The organism is Floridaenema aerugineum BLCC-F46 (assembly GCF_041929345.1).
GTDB classification, from domain to species: Bacteria; Cyanobacteriota; Cyanobacteriia; order Cyanobacteriales; family Aerosakkonemataceae; genus Floridanema; species Floridanema aerugineum.
The window spans coordinates 40761-61273 of record NZ_JBHFNQ010000108.1; the positions used below are offsets into that span (position 1 = coordinate 40761).

At 40.5% G+C, this 20513-nt stretch carries 20 protein-coding genes and 1 other RNA gene; 10 read left to right on the forward strand and 11 right to left on the reverse strand.

Translation table 11 applies throughout. The features are described from left to right. The first annotated feature begins 66 nt into the window (after window positions 1-66). Window positions 67-2604 (forward strand): PAS domain S-box protein, encoded by a 2538-nt coding sequence (locus ACE1CC_RS14075; RefSeq protein WP_413271061.1) that lies wholly within the window; start codon window positions 67-69, stop codon window positions 2602-2604. A gap of 69 nt (window positions 2605-2673) precedes the next feature. On the opposite strand, the gene ACE1CC_RS14080 is transcribed toward ACE1CC_RS14075, so the two are convergent. The 8 genes from ACE1CC_RS14080 to ACE1CC_RS14115 form a co-directional block, all read right to left on the reverse strand. Further along, entirely contained in the window at window positions 2674-3243 is a 570-nt protein-coding gene (locus tag ACE1CC_RS14080; RefSeq protein WP_413271062.1) for a Uma2 family endonuclease, read from the reverse strand. 54 nt (window positions 3244-3297) lie between these two features. Next, window positions 3298-3660 carry a TPR end-of-group domain-containing protein gene (locus tag ACE1CC_RS14085; protein WP_413271063.1) on the reverse strand — a complete coding sequence of 121 codons (363 nt, stop codon included), beginning with the start codon at window positions 3658-3660 and terminating at the stop codon, window positions 3298-3300. Then, entirely contained in the window at window positions 3651-4451 is an 801-nt protein-coding gene (locus tag ACE1CC_RS14090) for a P-loop NTPase family protein (protein ID WP_413271064.1), read from the reverse strand. The genes ACE1CC_RS14085 and ACE1CC_RS14090 overlap by 10 nt, the downstream gene beginning before the upstream one ends. A gap of 205 nt (window positions 4452-4656) precedes the next feature. Continuing rightward, window positions 4657-4878 (reverse strand): DUF4926 domain-containing protein, encoded by a 222-nt coding sequence (locus ACE1CC_RS14095; protein WP_459563846.1) that lies wholly within the window; start codon window positions 4876-4878, stop codon window positions 4657-4659. Between the two features lie 26 nt (window positions 4879-4904). Further along, window positions 4905-5237, reverse strand: a complete 333-nt coding sequence (locus ACE1CC_RS14100) for a DUF6883 domain-containing protein (RefSeq protein WP_413271066.1) — start codon at window positions 5235-5237, stop codon at window positions 4905-4907. Window positions 5238-5287: 50 nt separating this feature from the next. Further along, window positions 5288-6280 (reverse strand): protein-methionine-sulfoxide reductase catalytic subunit MsrP, encoded by a 993-nt coding sequence (msrP, locus tag ACE1CC_RS14105; RefSeq protein ID WP_413271067.1) that lies wholly within the window; start codon window positions 6278-6280, stop codon window positions 5288-5290. A 35-nt stretch (window positions 6281-6315) separates the two neighbouring features. Next, complete coding sequence (locus ACE1CC_RS14110; RefSeq protein ID WP_413271068.1) at window positions 6316-7179, reverse strand: tetratricopeptide repeat protein; 864 nt, start codon at window positions 7177-7179, stop codon at window positions 6316-6318. Between the two features lie 154 nt (window positions 7180-7333). After that, window positions 7334-7867, reverse strand: a complete 534-nt coding sequence (locus ACE1CC_RS14115) for a peptidoglycan-binding domain-containing protein (protein WP_413271069.1) — start codon at window positions 7865-7867, stop codon at window positions 7334-7336. 308 nt (window positions 7868-8175) lie between these two features. Here ACE1CC_RS14115 and ACE1CC_RS14120 point away from each other — a divergent pair, with 308 nt between their 5' ends. Then, complete coding sequence (locus tag ACE1CC_RS14120) at window positions 8176-8670, forward strand: pentapeptide repeat-containing protein (protein ID WP_413271070.1); 495 nt, start codon at window positions 8176-8178, stop codon at window positions 8668-8670. On the opposite strand, the gene ACE1CC_RS14125 is transcribed toward ACE1CC_RS14120, so the two are convergent. Then, the gene (locus ACE1CC_RS14125) at window positions 8642-9532 is read right to left on the reverse strand and encodes an FkbM family methyltransferase (RefSeq protein WP_413271071.1); all 891 of its coding nucleotides are present in this window, start codon (window positions 9530-9532) and stop codon (window positions 8642-8644) included. The two genes, ACE1CC_RS14120 and ACE1CC_RS14125, sit on opposite strands and share 29 nt — an antisense overlap. A gap of 79 nt (window positions 9533-9611) precedes the next feature. On the opposite strand from ACE1CC_RS14125, the gene ACE1CC_RS14130 reads away from it, so the two are divergent. From ACE1CC_RS14130 to ACE1CC_RS14155, 6 genes are all read left to right on the forward strand, one after another. Next, window positions 9612-10781, forward strand: coding sequence for a 5-(carboxyamino)imidazole ribonucleotide synthase (locus tag ACE1CC_RS14130; protein ID WP_459563847.1), 1170 nt, complete (start codon window positions 9612-9614; stop codon window positions 10779-10781). 238 nt (window positions 10782-11019) lie between these two features. Further along, a non-coding RNA gene (gene ssrS, locus ACE1CC_RS14135) (6S RNA) lies at window positions 11020-11211 on the forward strand. 350 nt (window positions 11212-11561) lie between these two features. Further along, window positions 11562-12857: a M16 family metallopeptidase gene (locus ACE1CC_RS14140; protein WP_413271073.1), complete on the forward strand. Its 1296-nt coding sequence runs from the start codon at window positions 11562-11564 to the stop codon at window positions 12855-12857. Between the two features lie 167 nt (window positions 12858-13024). Then, complete coding sequence (locus ACE1CC_RS14145) at window positions 13025-14284, forward strand: M16 family metallopeptidase (protein WP_459563848.1); 1260 nt, start codon at window positions 13025-13027, stop codon at window positions 14282-14284. A gap of 44 nt (window positions 14285-14328) precedes the next feature. Continuing rightward, window positions 14329-15036: a peptidoglycan-binding domain-containing protein gene (locus ACE1CC_RS14150; RefSeq protein WP_413271074.1), complete on the forward strand. Its 708-nt coding sequence runs from the start codon at window positions 14329-14331 to the stop codon at window positions 15034-15036. A gap of 264 nt (window positions 15037-15300) precedes the next feature. Beyond that, a complete protein-coding gene (locus tag ACE1CC_RS14155; protein WP_413271075.1) occupies window positions 15301-16047 on the forward strand; it encodes a hypothetical protein in 747 nt (248 codons plus the stop codon). 821 nt (window positions 16048-16868) lie between these two features. Here ACE1CC_RS14155 and ACE1CC_RS14160 read toward each other — a convergent pair. Together ACE1CC_RS14160 and ACE1CC_RS14165 are read right to left on the reverse strand one after the other, a co-directional pair. After that, a complete protein-coding gene (locus ACE1CC_RS14160) occupies window positions 16869-17705 on the reverse strand; it encodes a metallophosphoesterase (RefSeq protein ID WP_413271076.1) in 837 nt (278 codons plus the stop codon). Between the two features lie 70 nt (window positions 17706-17775). Further along, the gene (locus ACE1CC_RS14165; protein ID WP_413271077.1) at window positions 17776-18882 is read right to left on the reverse strand and encodes an RNA-guided endonuclease InsQ/TnpB family protein; all 1107 of its coding nucleotides are present in this window, start codon (window positions 18880-18882) and stop codon (window positions 17776-17778) included. Between the two features lie 67 nt (window positions 18883-18949). On the opposite strand from ACE1CC_RS14165, the gene tnpA reads away from it, so the two are divergent. Together tnpA and ACE1CC_RS14175 are read left to right on the forward strand one after the other, a co-directional pair. Continuing rightward, window positions 18950-19351, forward strand: a complete 402-nt coding sequence (gene tnpA / locus ACE1CC_RS14170) for an IS200/IS605 family transposase (RefSeq protein WP_459563844.1) — start codon at window positions 18950-18952, stop codon at window positions 19349-19351. 182 nt (window positions 19352-19533) lie between these two features. Next, on the forward strand, window positions 19534-20349 hold the full coding sequence (locus ACE1CC_RS14175; protein ID WP_413271079.1) for a pentapeptide repeat-containing protein: 816 nt from the start codon (window positions 19534-19536) through the stop codon (window positions 20347-20349). Window positions 20350-20513: the final 164 nt, after the last annotated feature.

Below are 20513 nucleotides of genomic sequence, written 5' to 3' on the forward strand. Positions count from 1 at the left end.
TTCTTTTCTCTGCGTCCTCTGCGTCTGTAGCGGTTTTAATAATAAAATCTCTCAACATCACCCAAAATGTTAATCATCCTCCTAATTAACCTCCTAATTTTACTAGCAGCATACTACCTATTAAACCGAGAAATTGCCAAACGGCGACAAACAGAAATAGTGTTGCGCCAACAAACAGAAAGAGAAAGATTAGTCACCCAAATTGCCCATCATATTCGAGAATCGTTAAACTTAGAAGAAGTATTAGTCACAACTGTAGCGGAAGTTAGGCAATTTTTGGGATGCGATCGCGTTTTAATTTACCGCCTCTGGTCAGATGGAACAGGCACAGCAATTACCGAAACAGTATTACCAGAATGGCCCTTAATTTTAGGGCAATCTTTTCCCGAAGAAGTATTTCCCCAAGAGTATCATCAAGCTTATTCAAAAGGTAAAACTCGTGCCATTACCGATATTGAAAAATCAGACATTGAACCTTGCTTAATTGAATTTGTCAAACAATTCGGTGTGAAAGCAAAATTAGTAGTTCCTATTTTACAAGGAGAAAACCTTTGGGGATTATTGATTGCTCATCATTGTAGCGGGCCTCGACAATGGGAAGAATCAGAAGTAGAATTAATGAAACAATTGGCGACACAAGTAGCGATCGCCATTCAACAATCAGAACTTTACGAACAACTGCAAGAACTCAACGCCGACTTAGAAATTCGCGTGCAACAACGCACCGAAGAATTAGCATTAGCTAACGAAGCATTGCGCCATACAAATCATACCTTACAAGCATTAATTTTTGCATCACCTCGTGCCATTTTCACCTTAGATTTAAATGGTAACGTCAAACTTTGGAACCCTGCTGCGGAGAGAATTTTTGGGTGGACAGAGGCGGAAGTTTGCGATCGACCTAATCCCATTGTTCCCGAAGATAAAATCGAAGAATTCCAAACATTAAAACAAAGTATTTTGCAAGGAACAATTCATTACACAGGCGAATTACGCCGCCAAAAAAAAGACGGAACACCAATAGATATTAGCTTTTCTGCTGCATCTTTAAAAGACAGCGAAGGTAATGTTAATGGTTTAGTTGCGGTAGTTGCAGACATCACCGAACAAAAGCGCCAAGAAGAACAATTACGCCTACTTCAGTCAGTAGTTGTTAACACAAATGACGCAGTTTTAATCACCGAAGCAGCACCCATTGATGAACCGGGACCCCGCATTCTTTATGCTAACAAAGCATTTACCAACATGACTGGATATACATTAGAAGAAGTGTTAGGAAAAAACCCGCGAATTCTTCACGGTGCAAAAACCGATCGCAACGAATTAAAAAAGGTTAGAGAGGCACTTTCTCATTGGGAGTCAGTCACAGTTGAAGTTATTAATTATCGCAAAGATGGTTCCGAATTTTGGGTAGAATTTAGCGTGGTTCCAGTTGCAGATAAAACAGGTTGGTATACACATTGGATATCTGTACAACGAGATATTACCGAGAGAAAAGAGGCAGAAGCAGCATTGCGGAGAAGTGAAGAAAGATTCCGATCTTTAATCGAAAATGCTTTAGACATTATCACCATTATTGACGCTGATGGTACTATCAGTTACGAAAGTCCATCAGTTGAAAAAGTGTTAGGTTACGCTTCTGCTGACTTAGTAGGAAAGAACATTTTTGAATACATTCACCCAGACGATGTTACCAACGCTTTACGAACTTTTACTAACACAATTCAAAATCCCGGAACTGCTTTATCAATAGAATTTCGTCGTCGTCACAAAGACGGAACTTGGCGAATTTTTGAAGCGATTAGTCAGAACTTTGTAGATTATGCAGAAACTACCAGAATTTTTGTCAATTCTCGCGATATCACCGAACGCAAACGTTTAGATGAAATTCGCCTCGCCTTGGAAAGAGAGAAAGAACTCAGCGCTTTAAAAGTGCGCTTTTTCTCAATGGCATCTCATGAATTTCGCACTCCTTTAAGTACCATTTTAGCAGCAGCGCAACTTTTAGAAAATAGCAGTAGTCAATCAGATCAAAATGAGAAAATTACTAGGAATTTAAACCGAATTCAATCTTCGGTAAAAACCATGATTCAGTTATTGGATGATATTTTAACTATTAATCGTGCTGAAACAGGGAAATTAGAATTTAAGCCGCAGTTTTTAAATTTGGAAAATTTTTGTTTGAATCTTATTGAAGAAATCCGTTTAAGTCAAGGTACGAACCATCAAATTAGGTTTGGATGTGTTGGGGAATGTAGTCGCGCTTATTTAGATGAAAAATTGCTTAAGTCAATTTTATCAAATCTGCTTTCTAATGCGATTAAGTATTCTCCCCAAAATAGCAACATTTATTTTAGTTTAGAGTGTGATGGAAATAATACTATTTTGCGAATTCGTGACCAAGGAATTGGCATTTCGGAAGCGGATCAAAAACAGTTATTTGAACCATTTCATCGGGGGAAAAATGTGCGGAATATCCCAGGGACGGGGTTAGGTCTTGTGGTGGTGAAAAAGTGTGTGGAGTTGCATGGCGGAAGTATTAGTTTGAAGAGTGAGGTAGGGGTGGGGACAACTTTTACAGTTAGTTTGCCTTTGGGAAAATGAGATTAATTTGAACCGCAGAGACGCAGAGGACGCAGAGAGAAAAGAAAAAGGAGTTTTTAGGTTATTTAATTATTCAAAAGTTACGTCTTCGTATAGTGCTGCTAAACTTCCTTCAAAGTTAACACTTTTCAGTTGAAATATTTGTTGTTCAGGTGTATAAAACTGTAACACCCAAAGCCCTTCACTGTTGCGGCGAAAGCATTCAACTCGCTGGCGTTTGGTGTTAATTAAAACGTATTCTTGCAGAGTTTCTAGCTGTTGGTAATCTACAAATTTATCGCCTCTGTCGAAAGCTTCTGTAGAGTCGGATAGAACTTCAACAATTAAGCAAGGAAATCGTTTATAATTTGGTGTTTGCTTGTCTCGTTCATCGCAAGTCACCATAATATCAGGATAATAGAAGCGATTTAAAGATTCAATTCGGGCTTTCATATCGGCAATATAAACCCGACAACCTGAACCTCGGACATGGCTGCGAAGTAATGCAAACAAATTTCCCGCAATAGTAACATGAGAATCGCTTACCCCTGCCATTGCATAAATTTGCCCATCAATATATTCATGTTTGATCGGGCTTTGTTCCTCCATTTCGAGGTATTCTTCAGGGGTGAAGTAAGAAGGTTGAGGTGAAGCAATCATGGTAACACCTTTTAGTTGTATTTATCTGCGTTTATCTGCGGTTAAAATTTTCTTCTATTCTTGCATCAAAGCCTGAAACCGTGCATCATTCCGAATGCTATCAAAATCTGCAAAAGCTCTTGCCTTTTTTCGGTATTCATCAGGATTCAAATTAATTGCTTTTTCCAAGCTTTGAACTGCTAAATCAACATTATGTTTCGCAGCATAACAACAAGCTTTATTATAAAAGGCATGAGGGTTGTCAGGTTTGATTTCCAAAACTTTATTGAAAGAATCGATAGCCTCATAAAATCTGCCTAATTTAGCTAAATCAATACCACGGTTGTACCAAGCGTCATGATAATCAGGTTTCAATTTCAACGCTTCATCATAGGCTAATATAGCGTCTTCCCACTGATCTAATTTTCCTAAAGCCATTCCTCGGTTGTACCAAGCTTTATAATTATCAGGAAACGGTTCCACAATTTCGGATACTTATCCCATTGCAATTTTTGCCATTCACTAGGTTCATCCAGAATATGCCTAAATTTTTCATTACGCGCCGTAGCAATTACACGAATCTCTTCCTTACCACACAATTTTTCGTAAGTTTCCAGAGTTTTCAGCAATCGTTCTTGCAAAGGTACTCGGAACTTTTCCAAAGGTGAATTCTCCGCTTTTGGTGATATGTCTTGACGACTTTGGTACATTTTCTGGTGTAAATCATCTAGAAAAAACAGCAATTTGGGGTATGTTTCCACTTCCTTTGGCAACCGCGCCGGAAAATCCAACCATTCCCCCGTCTTCAAGTGCAGTACTGTCCAACCATCATTATTAAAAAGTTGTGCCAATTCTGCTGCTTCTCGCGTTTTCCCTAAACCTGTGCGTCCAACAATTAATAACCAGCCTGTTTCTTGTAGTTTTCTTTCTAATTCTTGCTGAATGTTGCGATCAAAAAGTCGCTTTTGGTAAGGAATGCGAGAATCTGCTAAAGGGTCTTTCTGACTTTTCTCATCATCTTCCCGGAAAATTACTGGCAATACCTCACTTTTCGGCGGAATCACATCGAAAGCAAAAGACGAGTGAGGAATACGTTTCTTGCGGTGATTTTGGTACCACCACCAAACCACGCCTATTGCACCAAACAAAATTGCGGGAAGTCCTCCAGAAAGGAGGTTATCAATAGTTTCTTTGTGTTCTTGGTAGAACTTGATAATTGCGTCAAACACAGACTTTATTCTATTTAGAATGAGGTAGCAACTGCACCTTTTCCCAATTCTAACCTCTGCTGTTAGAAGTAACCACCGAATTAGATCCCCCTAAATCCCCCTTGATAAGGGGGACTTTGAAAGCTGATTATTGTAGTGTGAGCATCTTGCTCGCTAGGGAATATATAAACGAACAAGATGCGCCTTTGGGAAAAAGGTAACATTCTTAAGTTTGAACTAACATTTCTTCAGACAAACTTTGATAATGTAAAAGTATTAATTGACTAGCATTCAGAGTTTCTATAGCGTAAGCCCGACCGTTTAAATCACTAAATTCAACCTCAAAAACCCCTGGTTCATACACTTCCACAATTGTCCCTACCTGACCCCGATATAAACCTAATTCTGGTAAATCTTCTAGCAATGCTACCACATCCAATAACTTCATTTGTGAATTCATATTATTACTCCTAATTACAAAACAAAACAAGTTATCAATCGAGGAAAATCTTCATCATCCCGCACAATCCAAACACTGCGTACCATTGCCTGTTTTTCCCCTCTCACCATTAGAAAATCTACTCTATATTTCTGTCCGTATGAATTGCGTTTATCCAGAACAGCATCAGTAGTTTGGATAGCTTCCATCAATGCAATTCTTAACTCTTGAGAATCATCTATATCCATCCCTAAAGCTGATGCAAAAACCCGTGCTTTGTGTTGACCATCTGAATGACTAGGATTGAGACAATAACCAGATAGTTTTTCTTCATCAATGATACTTCTTTCAGGATTAGGCAGCCTCATAGAGCAATTTGTTCTATTATTTATTTCATTAATTCTGAAGCTTATCTTCCTCAAACATACAAACTCGCCACATATTCCCCATAACCATTATAAGGAAGAGTTTCCTTTCTTTCCCAAGAAAAACCCGGCCCTTTCCCCACAAATTTCTCGGTCGCTTGTGACCAACGAGGATGAGGTTTTGTCGGATTTACATTCGCCTCAAAATCATATTCATTTGGCACTAAAGTATTCCAATAAGTAGCAGGTTGCTTGTCCAAAAATTCAACTTTTACAATTGATTTTGCCCCCTTAAATCCATACTTCCAAGGCAAAACTGCCCGAATTGGCGCACCATGTTGATCGGGTAATAAATGACCGTAAACGCCAACAGCAAAAAACGCCAAATCATTCGCCATTTCTTCAATTCGCAAACCTTCTTGATAGGGCCAAGGTAACTTTTTGCCGAAGGTTAAAAGCGGGCCATAAGTAACTTTGGGATCGTAATAAGAACTAAATCGGACAAATTTTGCTTGGGAAGTTGGTTCAACTGCGGCGATAATATCTCGCATGGGAAAACCAATCCAAGGAATTGCCATTGACCAAGCTTCTACGCAGCGAAAACGGTAAATTCTTTCTTGTAAATTGAACTTTTTCTGTAAATCATCTAAGTCATAAGTTTGGGGATTTTTTACTAATCCTGTTACTTCGACTTTCCAATTATCTGAAGGTAATGCTTGGGCAGATTGCCAAATTGATTTACCGCTGCCAAATTCATAGAAATTGTTATATTGTCCAGCTAATTTTTCGTTGGTAATTGGTCGATCGACCTCCGCAAAAGCCGAATTCAATTTAACTCCCGTTAACTTGGGTTTATCCAGAGTTTTATTTAACTCAACATTTTCTGATGATGCAGACTCCTGACAACCCACAATCGGCAAAATACTTGCGCCTAACCCAGCACCTACCAGGGTTTTAAGAAAGCGTCGCCGATTATAAAAAGCTGCTTCTGGTGTTACTTCATTTTCAGGAATTTCCCAGGATTTTGGCACGCGAATAATCGGCATTTTCAATTAACTCCAATTGTTGAACTTTCTAACTTTTATTGCAGCAAAGCTTCAAATTCTTGATAACCGCGAATTGGGTCAAAATAAGCATCGGTTTGAGCTAAGTTTAGATATTTTTTCGGGTAAAGATCGATCGCCCTCCCCAAACTCTCCACCGCTAACTCAACCTTTCTTAGTTTCGCACAACAACAAGCTTTATAGTACAACGCACTAGCATCTTTCGGTTGCGCTTCTAAAGCTTTATTGTAAGAAGCGATCGCACTCTCATATCTCCCTAAACAGCGTAGCGCATCTCCCCGACGCAACCAACACCAAAAATCACAGGGTTTAGTTCTTAAGGCTTTATTGTAACTGGCGATCGCCTCTTTATCCCGCCCCAAATGTCGTAAACAATCACCCCGCCAATACCAACACCAATAATCATTTTCTCTGATCGTCATCGCTCGATCGTAAGATGCGATCGCCTCTTCAAACCGCTGCAATTCTCGCAAAACATGACCGCAATTATAGCAAGCCCAATAATCATTTGGTTTCAATTCTAAAGCTTGGTTAAAAGAATCAATAGCCTCTGCAAAACGTTCGCTTTTTCTTAGAGAATGACCCCGCCAATACCAAACCCAGTAATCTTTAGCATACAAATTCAATGCTTCATTGTAAGATGCGATCGCCTCTTCATAACGACCCAAATCATCCAAAGCATTTCCCCGTTGATACCATGCTCGATAATCTCCCGGTTGCCGTTCTATAGCCTTTTCATAACTAGCAACTGCATCGTAATATTTGCCCATAATTCGCAACTTATTGCCTCGCCTATACCATGAGCGATAGTCATCTGGTCTACATTCCAAAGCTTTATTATGACTACCGATTACTTCTTCAAATGTACTAAGGCCAATCATAATAAACACTAAAGCAAGCACGACACTCTTACTTGAGTATACAAAAGTTTTAATTATTATAATCAACAAAAAATAAAAAGCCAGAAGTCAGCATTCCGCCGACTTCCGACTTATTACAACACTTAAAATTCAGTTGCCAAATCTTTTACTTAGATTACTGAGATTGACCGCTGGTACCAACATTGCCAGCGTTACCACTGTTAAGCATTGCGCCCCAAGTTTGTGGCCCAACAATACCATCTACTGGCAAGTTTTGTGATTGTTGGAATTGTCTCACAGCCGCCTGTGTTTGCGCCCCATAAATACCATCAGGTGCATTTCTATACAAACCTTGTTGACTCAACAAAGCCTGCACATCTCTAACAGCTTGACCTTGGCTACCTACACTCAAAATAGGAGCTTGATTTGGAGAATATTGACTTAGAGAAGGTGTGCTATTTGTCGAAGGTGTAGCGGGTAAAGTATTTGTCGAAGGAGATACATTTTGTGATGGCTGAATTGTAGATGGAGAATTAGATCCAGCGGGTGTAGAATTATTCTGATATGGCTGAGTTTGTGACTGATTTATTTGATTAGAATCAGTAGTTTGCGCCTTAGCTTCTAATCCACCAAACAACAGTCCCGCAGCCGAAATCGCAGATACTACACCAATTGACAGAAGATTAGATTTCAACAGTTTATTAGCCATAATTTAGTCGCCCCTCGCTGATTTTATGCCAAAAATTTGTTTTTGCTATGTTTCCAGGCTAACGAATTCTAAAAACCGGATCGTAACGCCAAAGTTAGAGATTATTATTAGCATTAATAATACCTAAGAAAGAAGTACAATTATTTTCTGCAATTTGATAGATGAGCAGCGAACTATTAAGCAAAATAAATAGCAAGATTTTGCTGCTTTTTAATTGGCGAATATAAAATAATTTACATTTAAAGATGAGTTAAAATGCTATATTCTATAAAAATGAAGGAAAAACTCGTTAATGGAAGTGTTTTTTTATGATTTTGCGGCTATTGGCAACATTTCTACTGGCGCTAACTCTTTATTTCTCTGCTTTACCAGCGCAAGCAGCAACAAAATACGCCCCTCCCTTATCATTTAGTAATGCTCAACTTTTCGGGCGAGATTTTTCCGGGCAAACATTACCAGCAGCAGAATTTTCTAACGCCTATCTCATCCAAACAAACTTTGCTAATGCTGACTTGCGTGGCGCAGTGATGAGTGCGTCAGTAATGACAAAAGCGAATTTACACGCCGCCGACTTAACTAATGCAATGCTCGATCAAGCTAATCTTACCGATGCTGATTTAAGCGATGCTGTCTTAGTTGAATCAATTTTGTTACGTTCCACTTTTCAAAATACCAATATCGCTGGTGCAGACTTCACAGATGCGCTTTTAGATGGCTCACAAATTAGAGAACTTTGCCGAATAGCAAGCGGGGTAAATTCTCAAACAGGTGTATCTACCCGTGAGTCTTTAGGTTGTCGTTGATCCTGGCTGATTTAATTTTTAAACGCTCTAATTTACTCGCCGGAACTGCCACAGAATTTGCCGGATAAACACCATCAAATTTTACTTCTAAGTGAGGTGATGTTGGTCTAACAATCTTATATCCCAAATTAGTGAGAAATTCGTAAATATCTCGAATATTATGCTGTGTTTCTCCATAAAATAACTCAATTGTTTCAAAATAAATCAGTGGATGAAACCTTTCCAAAGTTGCCTTGCCACCCAAAAGCACATCATATTCCATCCCTTCCACATCAATTTTAATTACGTCGATTTTGCTCAGATTTTCCTGTAACACCCACTCATCTAGAGAAATGATTTCTACCGGAATACCATAACTAATATGTAGCGAACCATTACCTCTGTAATTCTGGTCTTCATGGTAAAAAAGTTGACTTTTAGTTAATCCCAAACCTAATGGTACAACCTTAATGCGATCGCCTAATCCCCCATTAGCATCTATATTTGCTTGTAAACGAGAACGAATCACTGCACCCGGTTCAAAAGCATAGATTTTGCCATCACCAATTAAACTTGCAGCCACTAAAGTTAAAGCGCCACAATTAGCACCAACATCCAAAAAAACATCACCCGGATGGATAACTTTACGTAAAAACTTAGTCGTCACCATGTCATAAACACCACAAAGCCAAACGGAAGATTCGATCGGATAAGTAGTATCGACATAAAAATTATAAATCCCGCAATAATTTTTCACCAAATAAGATTGACCTTTCGGTAAAATAGTGGCGAATTTCCCCGCGCCTCTACCCGTTAGTCGAGAAATTATCCTGACAATCAAACGGTAAATATTACTAACTATAAATAGCCAAAATTGTTTCATAATGGTGATTAGGTGATGGGTGATGGAATTACCAATGACCAATGATTAGCGATCGCAAAAAATATTAGCAATGAACAGCATTAAACGGGTTGGCGTAATTGGTGGAGGGCAGTTAGCTTGGATGATGGCAGATGCAGCCAAAGCATTAGATATTGAACTAATAGTGCAAACTCCCCAAGCAACAGACCCAGCTGCCGCCATAGCATCAGAAACCATTTTGGCACCAATAGACGACGCAGCTGCCACAGCATTATTAGCGAAAAAATCTGATGTAATTACCTTCGAGAATGAGTTTATCAACCTGGAAGCTTTGATGCCCCTACAATCACAAGGTATCTGCTTTCGTCCCAGATTAGAAGTTTTAGCACCATTACTCGACAAATATCATCAACGTTGCTATCTCAAAGATATTGGATTGCCAGTTCCCAAATTCGTTGCAGTTGAGGGGGAGGCGGTGACAGGCAAGATGCCTGTCCTACAGGAGGATTTTTCACAGGAATTTCCGGTAGTTTTAAAGGCGCGACGACATGGGTATGATGGTCAAGGGACTTTTATTTTAAAAGATCGACAGTCTTTAGAAGCGACCTTGGAGAAGATGGGGGAAACTCCGGTTTTATTAGAAGAATTTGTTCCCTTTAGTAAAGAATTAGCAGTAATTGCAGCACGTTCTGTAGATGGGGAAATTGTTACTTATCCAGTGGTAGAAACGCAACAAGAAGACCAAGTTTGTCGGCGGGTATTAGTGCCAGCAGATATTGATGGAGCAGTACAATTACAGGTGGAAGCGATCGCACACACCCTCCTCAACAGTTTACAAGCGATCGGTCTATTCGGCATCGAACTCTTCCTCACCCCCAACGGCAAAATCCTAGTCAACGAAATCGCCCCCCGCACACACAACTCCGGGCACTTCACCATCGATGCCAGCTACACCTCCCAATTTGAAATGCACCTAAGAAGCGTCAGCGGTTTACCATTAGGCAATCGGGCCTTAAAATGCGACGCAGCAGTAATGGTCAACCTTTTGGGATACGAACATTCCCACAGCGACTACCAAGAAAAACGCCAAAAACTCGCCGAAATACCCAATTGCCACGTCCTCTGGTACGGCAAAACCGAATCTCGCCCCGGTCGCAAACTCGGTCACGTTACCATACTGTTAAATCATAGCGAGCGATCGACCCTCACCACCCAACAACAACTCCAACAACTCGCTAAACAAGTAGAATCCATCTGGTACGGCAGTTAGGGACTCTTGACTCTTGACTCTTGACTCTTGACTCTTGACTCTTGGGACTCTTGGGACTCTTGAGACTCTTGGGACTCTTGGGACTCTTGGGACTCTTGGGACTCTTGGGACAAGGACGAAGTTCATTAACTCAAAACTCAAAACTCAAAACTTTCCCAATCCCCAGTCCCCAATCCCCAGTCCCCAGTCCCCAGTCCCCAGTACCGAATTTGAAAATTGAGTATAGAATAAGAAACAGGTTACTCTGCGGCGTTGGTGACTGCCAATAATGTTTTGTGATCTATGCTTTTTCAATAAGGGAGTCTATAGAGAGCTTAGCGGCAGTAGACCGGGCTTAGTTACTCGGAAACTTTTAAGCTAGAGCCAAAGACACCCACCTGGATTTAAGTCCAGGTCAAAAACTGAGGCAAGACGGCGTTGCGGAAACCAATAAGAATCAATTACCTCTGTCTGTAGGCAGGGGTAATTTGTTTTTTGGGTCATTGGTCATTGGTCATTGGTCATTGGTCATTGGTCATTGGTCATTGGTCATTGGTCATTGGTTATGGGGTAAACTCAGATCTTGCACTCCTGAGCAGAGCCTCCATTCTTCGTTCCCAGGTTCAACAAATGGAACGAGGATCATTGGTATGATTTATCACCTTGTCTCAAGAGTCCCCTTGTCCCCAATCCCCAATCCCCAGTCCCTAACAAAAATTGTCAGGAAATTTGTACAAAATTGTTCCTTCTATTCCTTCAGAAAGAGTTACCATGAAGTGAAAACGAAATGGAATACCGGATTTGAGATTAAGCGCGACTTCTCAATTGCCGAAATTGTCAGACTTCTCGGCTGATGTATTCAGGCTAAATAATGGGCTGACGGTTATTCATCAGTACATTCCGGCTACACCCGTAGCTGTTGTAGATGTTTGGGTGCGTGCAGGTGCGACTAGAGAGCCAGAACAATGGTCTGGAATGGCGCACTTTCTAGAACACATGATTTTTAAAGGCACCGAACAAGTTCCTCCGGGGATGTTCGATCAAGTGGTGGAATACTGGGGCGGCATTACCAATGCTGCTACTAGTCATGATTATGCTCATTTCTACATCACTACGGCTGTTTCGTACTTGGAAGATACTCTGCCTTATCTGGCAGAATTGTTACTAAATGCTTCTATCCCTGACGAGGAATTTTTTAGAGAAAGAGATGTAGTGTTGGAAGAAATTCACCAATCACAGGATAATCCTGATTGGTTGGCTTTCCAAGTGATGATGGAGACTGTTTACCAAGACCATCCTTATAGTCGTCCGGTTTTGGGTACAGAAGAGTTATTATTACAGCACACACCAGAAGCAATGCGCTCTTTCCATGCTTGCCATTATCAACCGGAAAATATGACGGTGGTAATTGTGGGTGGTGTGCCGCAAGGAATGGCATTAGAGTTGGTGAGTAATTCGTTTAGTGGTTTTAAGGCGCGTTCTAGTTGTCCGCCTCTGTCAGCAAATAAGTTGACACCGATTAAAGAAGTTCGTCGTCAAGAACTGTTTTTAGACAGAATAGAAGAGTCTCGCTTGTTGATGGCGTGGACAGCGCCAGGAGTTGACCAAGTTCGCACTGCTTATGGGTTGGATTTAATTTCGGTGCTTTTGGCAGAAGGGCGTTGTTCTCGATTGGTGAATAAGTTACGGGAAGAAGAGCAGATAGTGCATGGTATTTGTGGTAATTTCTCGTTACAGCAGGATTCGAGTTTGTTTACAATTACTGCTCACTTGGAAGCGGAAAATATAGAAAGAGTGGAAGCGTTGATCAGTAAACATTTGCTGGATTTACAAACTGAACCAATTTCAGAGATAGAATTGGCAAGGTGTAAACGTTTGTTGTGTAATGATTTTGCGTTTTCTACAGAGTCGCCCGGTCAGTTAGCTGGTTTGTATGGTTACTATAATACGATCGCACAAGCAGAAGTAGCACTAACCTATCCCCACCAAATTCAAGAAATCACCGCTGAAGACTTACAACAAATAGCCGCAGAATTTCTGTCACCTCATCATTATGTAGTAACAGAGTTAAAACCTTACGGGGAATCGGAAAGGTAAGATAAAAGATAGTCAGTAGCCAATAGACCTTCCCTGTGTTTTCCGGGGAAATGTTTTTCTGAAATTGCTCAATTACAATTTTTTATAATTAGCTAATGAATCCCGAAGTTACAATGGAAGATTCTTTTAATCCAAGTGTCAGCAGTTCCTCGTTACCAGAGCGAACAATGCAGCGAATAGTAACTAATAATGGTATGGTGGTACTGGCACTAGAAAATCCAGCAGCAGATATAATTGCGACGCGCATTTTCATAAAAGCTGGTAGTCGTTGTGAGCCCAGATATCAAGCAGGTTTATCTCATTTATTATCATCAGTAATTACGAAAGGAACTGAGCAATTATGTGCTGCTGAAATTGCCGAACGGGTGGAATCTTTGGGTGCGAGTTTAGGCGCAGATACAACGACGGATTATTTTTTACTCAGCATGAAGACAGTTTCGGCTGATTTTCCCGAAATGTTGGAGTTGGCAGGGGATTTGTTGCGATCGCCTACTTTCCCCCAAGCTGAAGTAGAATTAGAACGGCGCATGACTTTGCAAGCAATTAAATCGCAACAAGAACAGCCTTTTACGGTGGCTTTTGAACAACTGCGACAAGCAATGTACCAAGACCATCCTTATGCTTTATCGACTTTGGGAACAGTAGAAACTGTCGCTAATTTGGGTCGAGGTGAATTAGATAGTTTTCATCATACTTATTTTCGTCCAGATAATACCATAATTTGTGTTGTCGGTCGGATTACTCCAGAAGAAGTAGTTAACCAAATAGAAAAAGTATTCGGTGATTGGGAAATACCGGATACAGCAATTCCTAGTGTAGAATTACCCGAACTTCTGGCTTTTCCTCACCCCAGAATTACACCAATTCCAACCAAACAATCAATTGTAATGTTGGGTTATTTAACTCCATCTGTGACTAGTCCTGATTATGCAGCTTTGAAGTTAATTAATACTTATTTAGGAAATGGTCTTTCCAGTCGTTTGTTTGTAGAATTGCGCGAAAAACGCGGTTTAGCTTACGAAGTTTCCGCTTTTTATCCGACTCGTTTAGATGCTTCTCAGTTTGCGGTTTATATGGGAACTGCGCCGGAAAATACGGAAGTAGCTTTATATAGTTTAAGGACAGAAGTAGAACGTTTGTGTAAAATTCCACTGAAGCCGGATGAATTGCAAGCAGCAAAAAATAAACTTTTAGGTCAATATGCTTTGGGTAAACAAACTAATGCTCAAATTGCTCAAGTTTTTGGATGGTATGAAACTTTAGGTTTGGGTGTGGGATTCGATCGCGTTTTTCCCAAAGCAGTTGCAGTTGTGACTACTGAAGAAATTCAGGAAGTGGCAAATCGATATTTTGTTGAACCTTACATTTCTCTAGTTGGCCCGGAATCTGCGGTAGCAGGACTGATAGAATCTACTTGGGAAAATTAACCCCCAAAATAGCTTTCATCAGCATTGAGGAGTGAAAATTGCAGATGTTAAGACTGGCTAGGATTTCGGTGTTTTTATTTCCTGTTTCTCTGTTGATTTGGTATCCTCATTCAGCAGCGATCGCACAGGAAAAAGTAGAATCTATACAGAGAAATGCACAACCTACAACAGGGTTAATTGTCGATCGTCCGGTTTTAGAAAGTGGTAGTACTGGGGTTGCCGTCTCGGAATTGCAAGCAGCTTTACAACTTTTGGGATTTTATAAAGGTGAAGTTGACGGAGTTTATAATCGGAGTGTTGCGATCGCAGTTAGCCAATTTCAGCAAGCGGCTGGCTTAAATCCTAATGGAATTGTCGATCGAGAAACTTGGCAAAAACTATTTCCCGTAACACCACCCTCAGCTAATAACTCTCGATTAGCTAACAGATCTAATCCCAGAAACATAATAACATCTTCGGCAAATCAATCTACTAAACAAGAGTCTCCAACTGATAATAGCAACACAGAAAATCCCAACACAGAAAATTCAGAATCAATAGTTGCCGATTTACCAACCCTGAAAATTGGAATGCGAAGTCCCGAAGTATTTTGGTTACAAAAACGATTGCAAGCGATCGGATTTTTTCAAGGTTCTGTAGACGGAATTTTTGGCAAAGATACCCAAGCTGCGGTTATCGCTACACAGGAAAAATATGGACTAAAACCTGATGGAATTGTTGGTGCTGCTACCTGGCAAGCAATTTTACCCTAACTTCTAGAAAACTGTAGAGACGTTTCTAAAAAACTGTAGAGACGTTTCATGAAACGTCTCTACAATTCATGTGATGAAACCTCTCTACAATTCATGTCATGAAACCTCTAGACAATATGTTTTTCTTCCTAATCCTTAACTCCTATATCTAAAGAAGACTATCTTTTGATAGAAAGACGATCCTCACTTGCGATAGAGCCAGACTCTCCAAAACAAGGGCTATTCTCAAAATGAAAAAGATTTTAATGAGTTCTGGTAAAAATCATGTATAACGACAACGATAAACGCACATCATACAATCGTGAAGTTAATCCCGACTCTCAGGGAAACAATTACAGGGAAGTACCAAGAAACACCGAAACTATTAACACGATACCGCCCGAAGAGTACAGAGATGGTTATGTTCATGGTCGAGTTGCTGAACGTCGCTATAACGAAAATCGCCAAGTAGCCCGCGATAATAATAATGCGGCTCGTGGTTTGATATTAGGAATTGTTTTGAGTTCTTTGCTTGCTATTCCGGCGTTAGCTTACTATTTATGGAATCGGCAAAATCAAGAACCTGTAGTTACACCTGAGCCTGCACCTGCGCCTGTAGTTGTACCTTCTCCACAACCAGAAAGAACAATTATTCAAAGAGAAAGAGTAATTGAAAGGAATCCTGAAGTGCGGGTAGTTCCTGTTCCCCAAGGACAAACACCAACTACAACTACACCTGCACCAAATATTAATATCGAACAGCCTGCACCTGCGCCACAACCAACACCAAACGTTAATATCACTGTTCCACCGACGACTGGACAGCAGCAGTCTCCTAATACAACTGAGCGATCGTCTAACAATTCATCGCCTGCAACTTCAACTCAAGAATTACCTTCTATTCAAGGTTCTCCATCTCCGGGAGTCAGAGGTAATACTAATTCTAATGTTGGAGATCAAACTAACACTACAACATCTGGTGATAATGCTTCTCCCTCTGCTACTGGTGATAGCAGTCCGGCTGGACAATAAAAGTACCAGGACTAAAGCTGCGTGTCACATTTGAATCGAATTGTAGGGTGCGTCAGACATTAAATTGATTGAAAGAATTAGGGTTTTAGCGTAGTAGAGCACCCTACTGATTGTGCCTGGTGATAGCAGTCCGGCTGGACAATAAAAGTACAATTCTCCGAATCTGCAACCAAACCCCTCAAATTTGAGGGGTTTTTTACTTTGAATTTACTAACAGGAGTAAGACTCAATCATTCTGTTAAAAAGCGTTAGAGAGTGTTTCAAGAAATAAAGCTCTTTAAAGTTTAGTAAAGTTGTCACTCATTACTGAGAAACAGATGCTAATTTATTAAATAAGGCACAAATCAAGTAGATCTTCATTCAATTTTCACATCTTGGTTTGGTTTCGAGCCTGTGCCTTCCTGCTCGATGCCTAGTGCAGCAGATAACCGGAATAATGTTTCATTTTTGAAAGTTATATTTGCGTTCAGTCTTGTAGTACTTGCTTGTTCTTGTTAAGAACGCAAATCGATCGGCAAGTGTCTAATGATCGGAGGTGATGCAAAGCGAGCGTCCGGCCTGTTGCGAGTATAGTCCATGTTTTGGAGTTAAATTTCTTTCTTTTTGGAAACTGTTCGTTATCAGTCGGTTCATTTAATTCGACTGTTTGTAATCCCAATAACCCGCCTTGAGCTACCAGTATTTTCCTTAGCGAGGCGGGTTTCCAGTTGTTTAGGCGTAATATCCGGCTAAAAACCGAGTGTCTGGCAACGCTTGAGGTGAAAAACTGAGGAATTGTGGAAAATCGATCGCCCAAAATCGAACAGAGTTTGTCACCAAAATCAATCCTGAGCAACTAACTGAATTACACTAATTTCTGGGCGACAAAACAATCGCCCAGGTAAGTAAGTTCCTAAACCTCGATTGACATAAAGCAAATTTTTTCCTACTTGGTGTAAGCCTTGTGACCATTCCCAATGTTGAAAAACTTTGTAGCATTTTTTCCTGGCGTAAGGCAAATTTTGCCGCAAAGGTTGAGGGACGAAACGATAGATTTCTGGTAATAGTCCGGGAAGTGGGCCGATTTTAGGGATAATAACTTGACCGCCATGAGTATGACCAGACAATTGTAAATCGACGCGCCAAGATTGTAATTGCTCCGCAGTATCGGGATTATGAGATAAGACAATGCGAGGAATTTTAGAATCGATTTGCGGCATGACTGCGCCTGGGTTAAATTGATGAGAACGGAGATCGGCAAATCCGACTATGGCTAATTCCGAGCCGAGAGGATAAACAATTTGATTCCAAAGAACCTGAATATCAATACTAGCTAAAGCTCGAATAATGGTAGTTTTTGAGTGGGAATGATAAAGATCGTGGTTGCCTAAAACGGCGTAGATACCAAAGCGAGTTGTTAAATGTTTAAGTCGGAGTACTAACTTATGAATTGGGGCAGGATCGCTGGTAACATAGTCGCCTGTGAGAAATACTAAATCGGGTTGAATTTGATTACTCTTCGCGATCGCTTCGTTTAGCAAATTGTCTGACAAGCGGATACCATCATAGTGAAAATCCGAAAGTTGGACGATTTTAATCCCTTGCCAGGATTGGGGTAAATTAGCGATCGGCACTGTTAATTTTTCTAGCTTTAACCTTCCGGTAAGTAATTGGTGCATAAATTTATCTCTTTTATAATTAGGTGTAACATAGTCAACCGCCCCACGCACGAGGGGATGGGGCTTGTAACTAACCAGAAAAACTGGCTGAAACATAAGGGTTATTGACTGAGCCCTGCTCCTCGGTCCCTTGGGTAGAGGAGAGAAAATAATCGTCGCGAATGTTCCAAGCGGCGTTCAAATCGGCATGAGTTTTGTGTCCACAATTTTTGCAGTGGAACCTAGACTTATGCCGATTTGTTTTTTTTATATGCTTACAAATATTGCACTTTTGGGAAGTATAACTAGGAGCGACATGAACTACTTTTTTACCCAATGCAATAGATTTGTAAGTTAAAAATTGTTCCTGCTGATAGAAAGGCCAACTACCCAACCATTTATTTACTTTTTTGCCTCGATTTTGTGTCCGAATACTAGACAAATCTTCAAGCACAAAAACTGTCACATTTGGCTGGTTAGCTAACTTTTTACTTATACAATGATTCGTGTCCCGCATGAACCGCTTCTCACGACCAGACATCGATTTTAATCGACGTTTAGCACTGCGAGTGCCTTTTTGCTGGAGTTGACGACGATTGTATAAGTAACGTCTTTGCACTTCTCTAATCTTAGAAGAACTAAAGAATTGACTATCAGAAGTAACAGCTTGATGGTACAAACCTCGGTCAATTCCTTGAGTTTTTCCATTAATATGTTGTGGACTTGCTGTTTCAAAAACTAAACGTACCCAAAACTGCTTAGTGTGTTTAGTGTAGGTAACAGTTGCACCGCAGAAATCCCAAGTTTCAAACACTTCTTGAAAATATTCTGGGATATCAAGAATTAAACTGACTCGCTTCCCAATGCAACTAAGAGTTAATTGTTTACCTCTTAATGTCATTGTTCGTTTGTCATATCTTAATCCTGACGTGGGTTTCTTCCTGGGAGTGCGCTTAAACTTAGTAGCTTTAACAGCCTCTAATGCGTTATCTCTAACAGTTTGCACCAAAGCAGAAGGCACTTCATGAAATTGCTCTCTCAATGAGCGATACAAATCCTTGTGTGCCTTGTTTTTGTTATAAGTTTTGTTAGCTAATGACCAGTCAATATGAGCATTAAATATTTCTGCACACTGATTCATTAGCGGCAAAAATCTATCGCTTGGTAAATTAACTGGGATGCTAACAGTCCTTTTCATTGCGTTAAACGTTTGTGACGAAAATATGGGATCAAAGTTTATATGTCTTGTCAACACACACCAAATTATGCAAATATTGTCTTCATCACACGCCAAGCACTGCTTAGGCTATCACATTATATTCTGCCCAAAGTACCGTCATCAAGTACTTGAAGGTGCTATTGAGGTAGAGCTAAAGCGGATTATTGGCGAAATTTGTAAACAGTACGAATGGATAATCCATGCACTAGAGATAATGCCCGATCATGTTCATATTTTTGTTCAGACAGACCACACCACTGCCCCAGTAGAAATTGCTAAGACTATGAAATCTATTTCTGCGGTGCATCTTTTCCAGACTTTTAAAGATTTGAAAAAACGCCGTTTTTGGGGTTCTGGTATGTGGAGTTATAGCACTTTTTATTCTTCTGTTGGTGGCGCTTCTTCTGAAGCTGTTAAGCGATATATTGATTCCCAAAAACAACGCTAATTGTTAAAGGAGGGGGTATCGAACCCCCTCCTTTAACCGCGCTTTCATCCCCACCCACAAGGGGATGGGGTTTTACGCACGTTCAATAAATCCTCTACACAAAGGCGCGTTTCGCCGGAAAAAGCTAAATTTACTTGGGGCAAAGACTTGTGTTAATCGCCTTGATTGAGCAAAATTCTGTTATGCAAAAAAGATCCCATAACGTCGCGATCGATAAGCTTATGAAATTCACGCCCATAGCTAGCGCCACTTTACTAACCACATTTACTCTGGCAAATCCCGTACTTGCGGCTAATCCTGAACATACCAGACAGCTACTTGCCACCAGAAAATGTTCTCAATGCGATTTAACTGACGCTGGATTAGTAATGGCTAATCTAGTAGGTGCCGATTTGACTGGTGCTGATTTAAGTCGGGCAAATCTCAGCCGTGCTAACTTGATGGGTGCCGATCTCAGGGGTGCTAACCTGATGGGTGCCAGTCTGCATGGTGCTAATCTTACAGGTGCTAACCTTAGCGGTGCTAATCTCACTGCGGCGGATTTAAGAGGTGCTTATTTATCTCAGGCAAATTTAGTCGGGACAAATTTAGTGAATGCTAATTTGCTGGGTGCCGTTGGACTACCAAATTATACGGGTGGTGCCGAAGATTTTTATCGTTGGGGAATGGCAGAAGCTGAGAGAGATAATCACCAAAGGGCGCTGGAACTGCTTAATCAAGCTTTGGTGATGAAACCTGATTATGCCAATGCTTACTTAGGTAGGGGGATGGTACAGTTTAATCAGGGCGATCGCCTAGCCGCACTCGCTGATACCAAAAAAGCAGCTGAACTCTTCACTGCTCAAGGTAATCAAGATGGTGCTAAAGCAGCAGAACAGGTAATTGCCGGAATTGAACAACTTAATAACCCCAAAGAGCGCCGTCCTAATTTTGGCCTCAATCTGCTGGGCCTGCTTCAAGGTTTAGCAGGTTTAGCCCTTCAGTCTGGACTCTTATAAGTAGTGTTACTGAGGGAACAAAGAACAAATAATTTTTCTTCTTGTTGTCTTTTATTTCCTGTTCTCTTAATTGCTCAGCTTACTACCTAAGTGTGACTTCAATCACTTAATTCTTTGAAAAGAGTCACACTTTTTTAGCGAGTTGAATCACTCAATCTAACCCT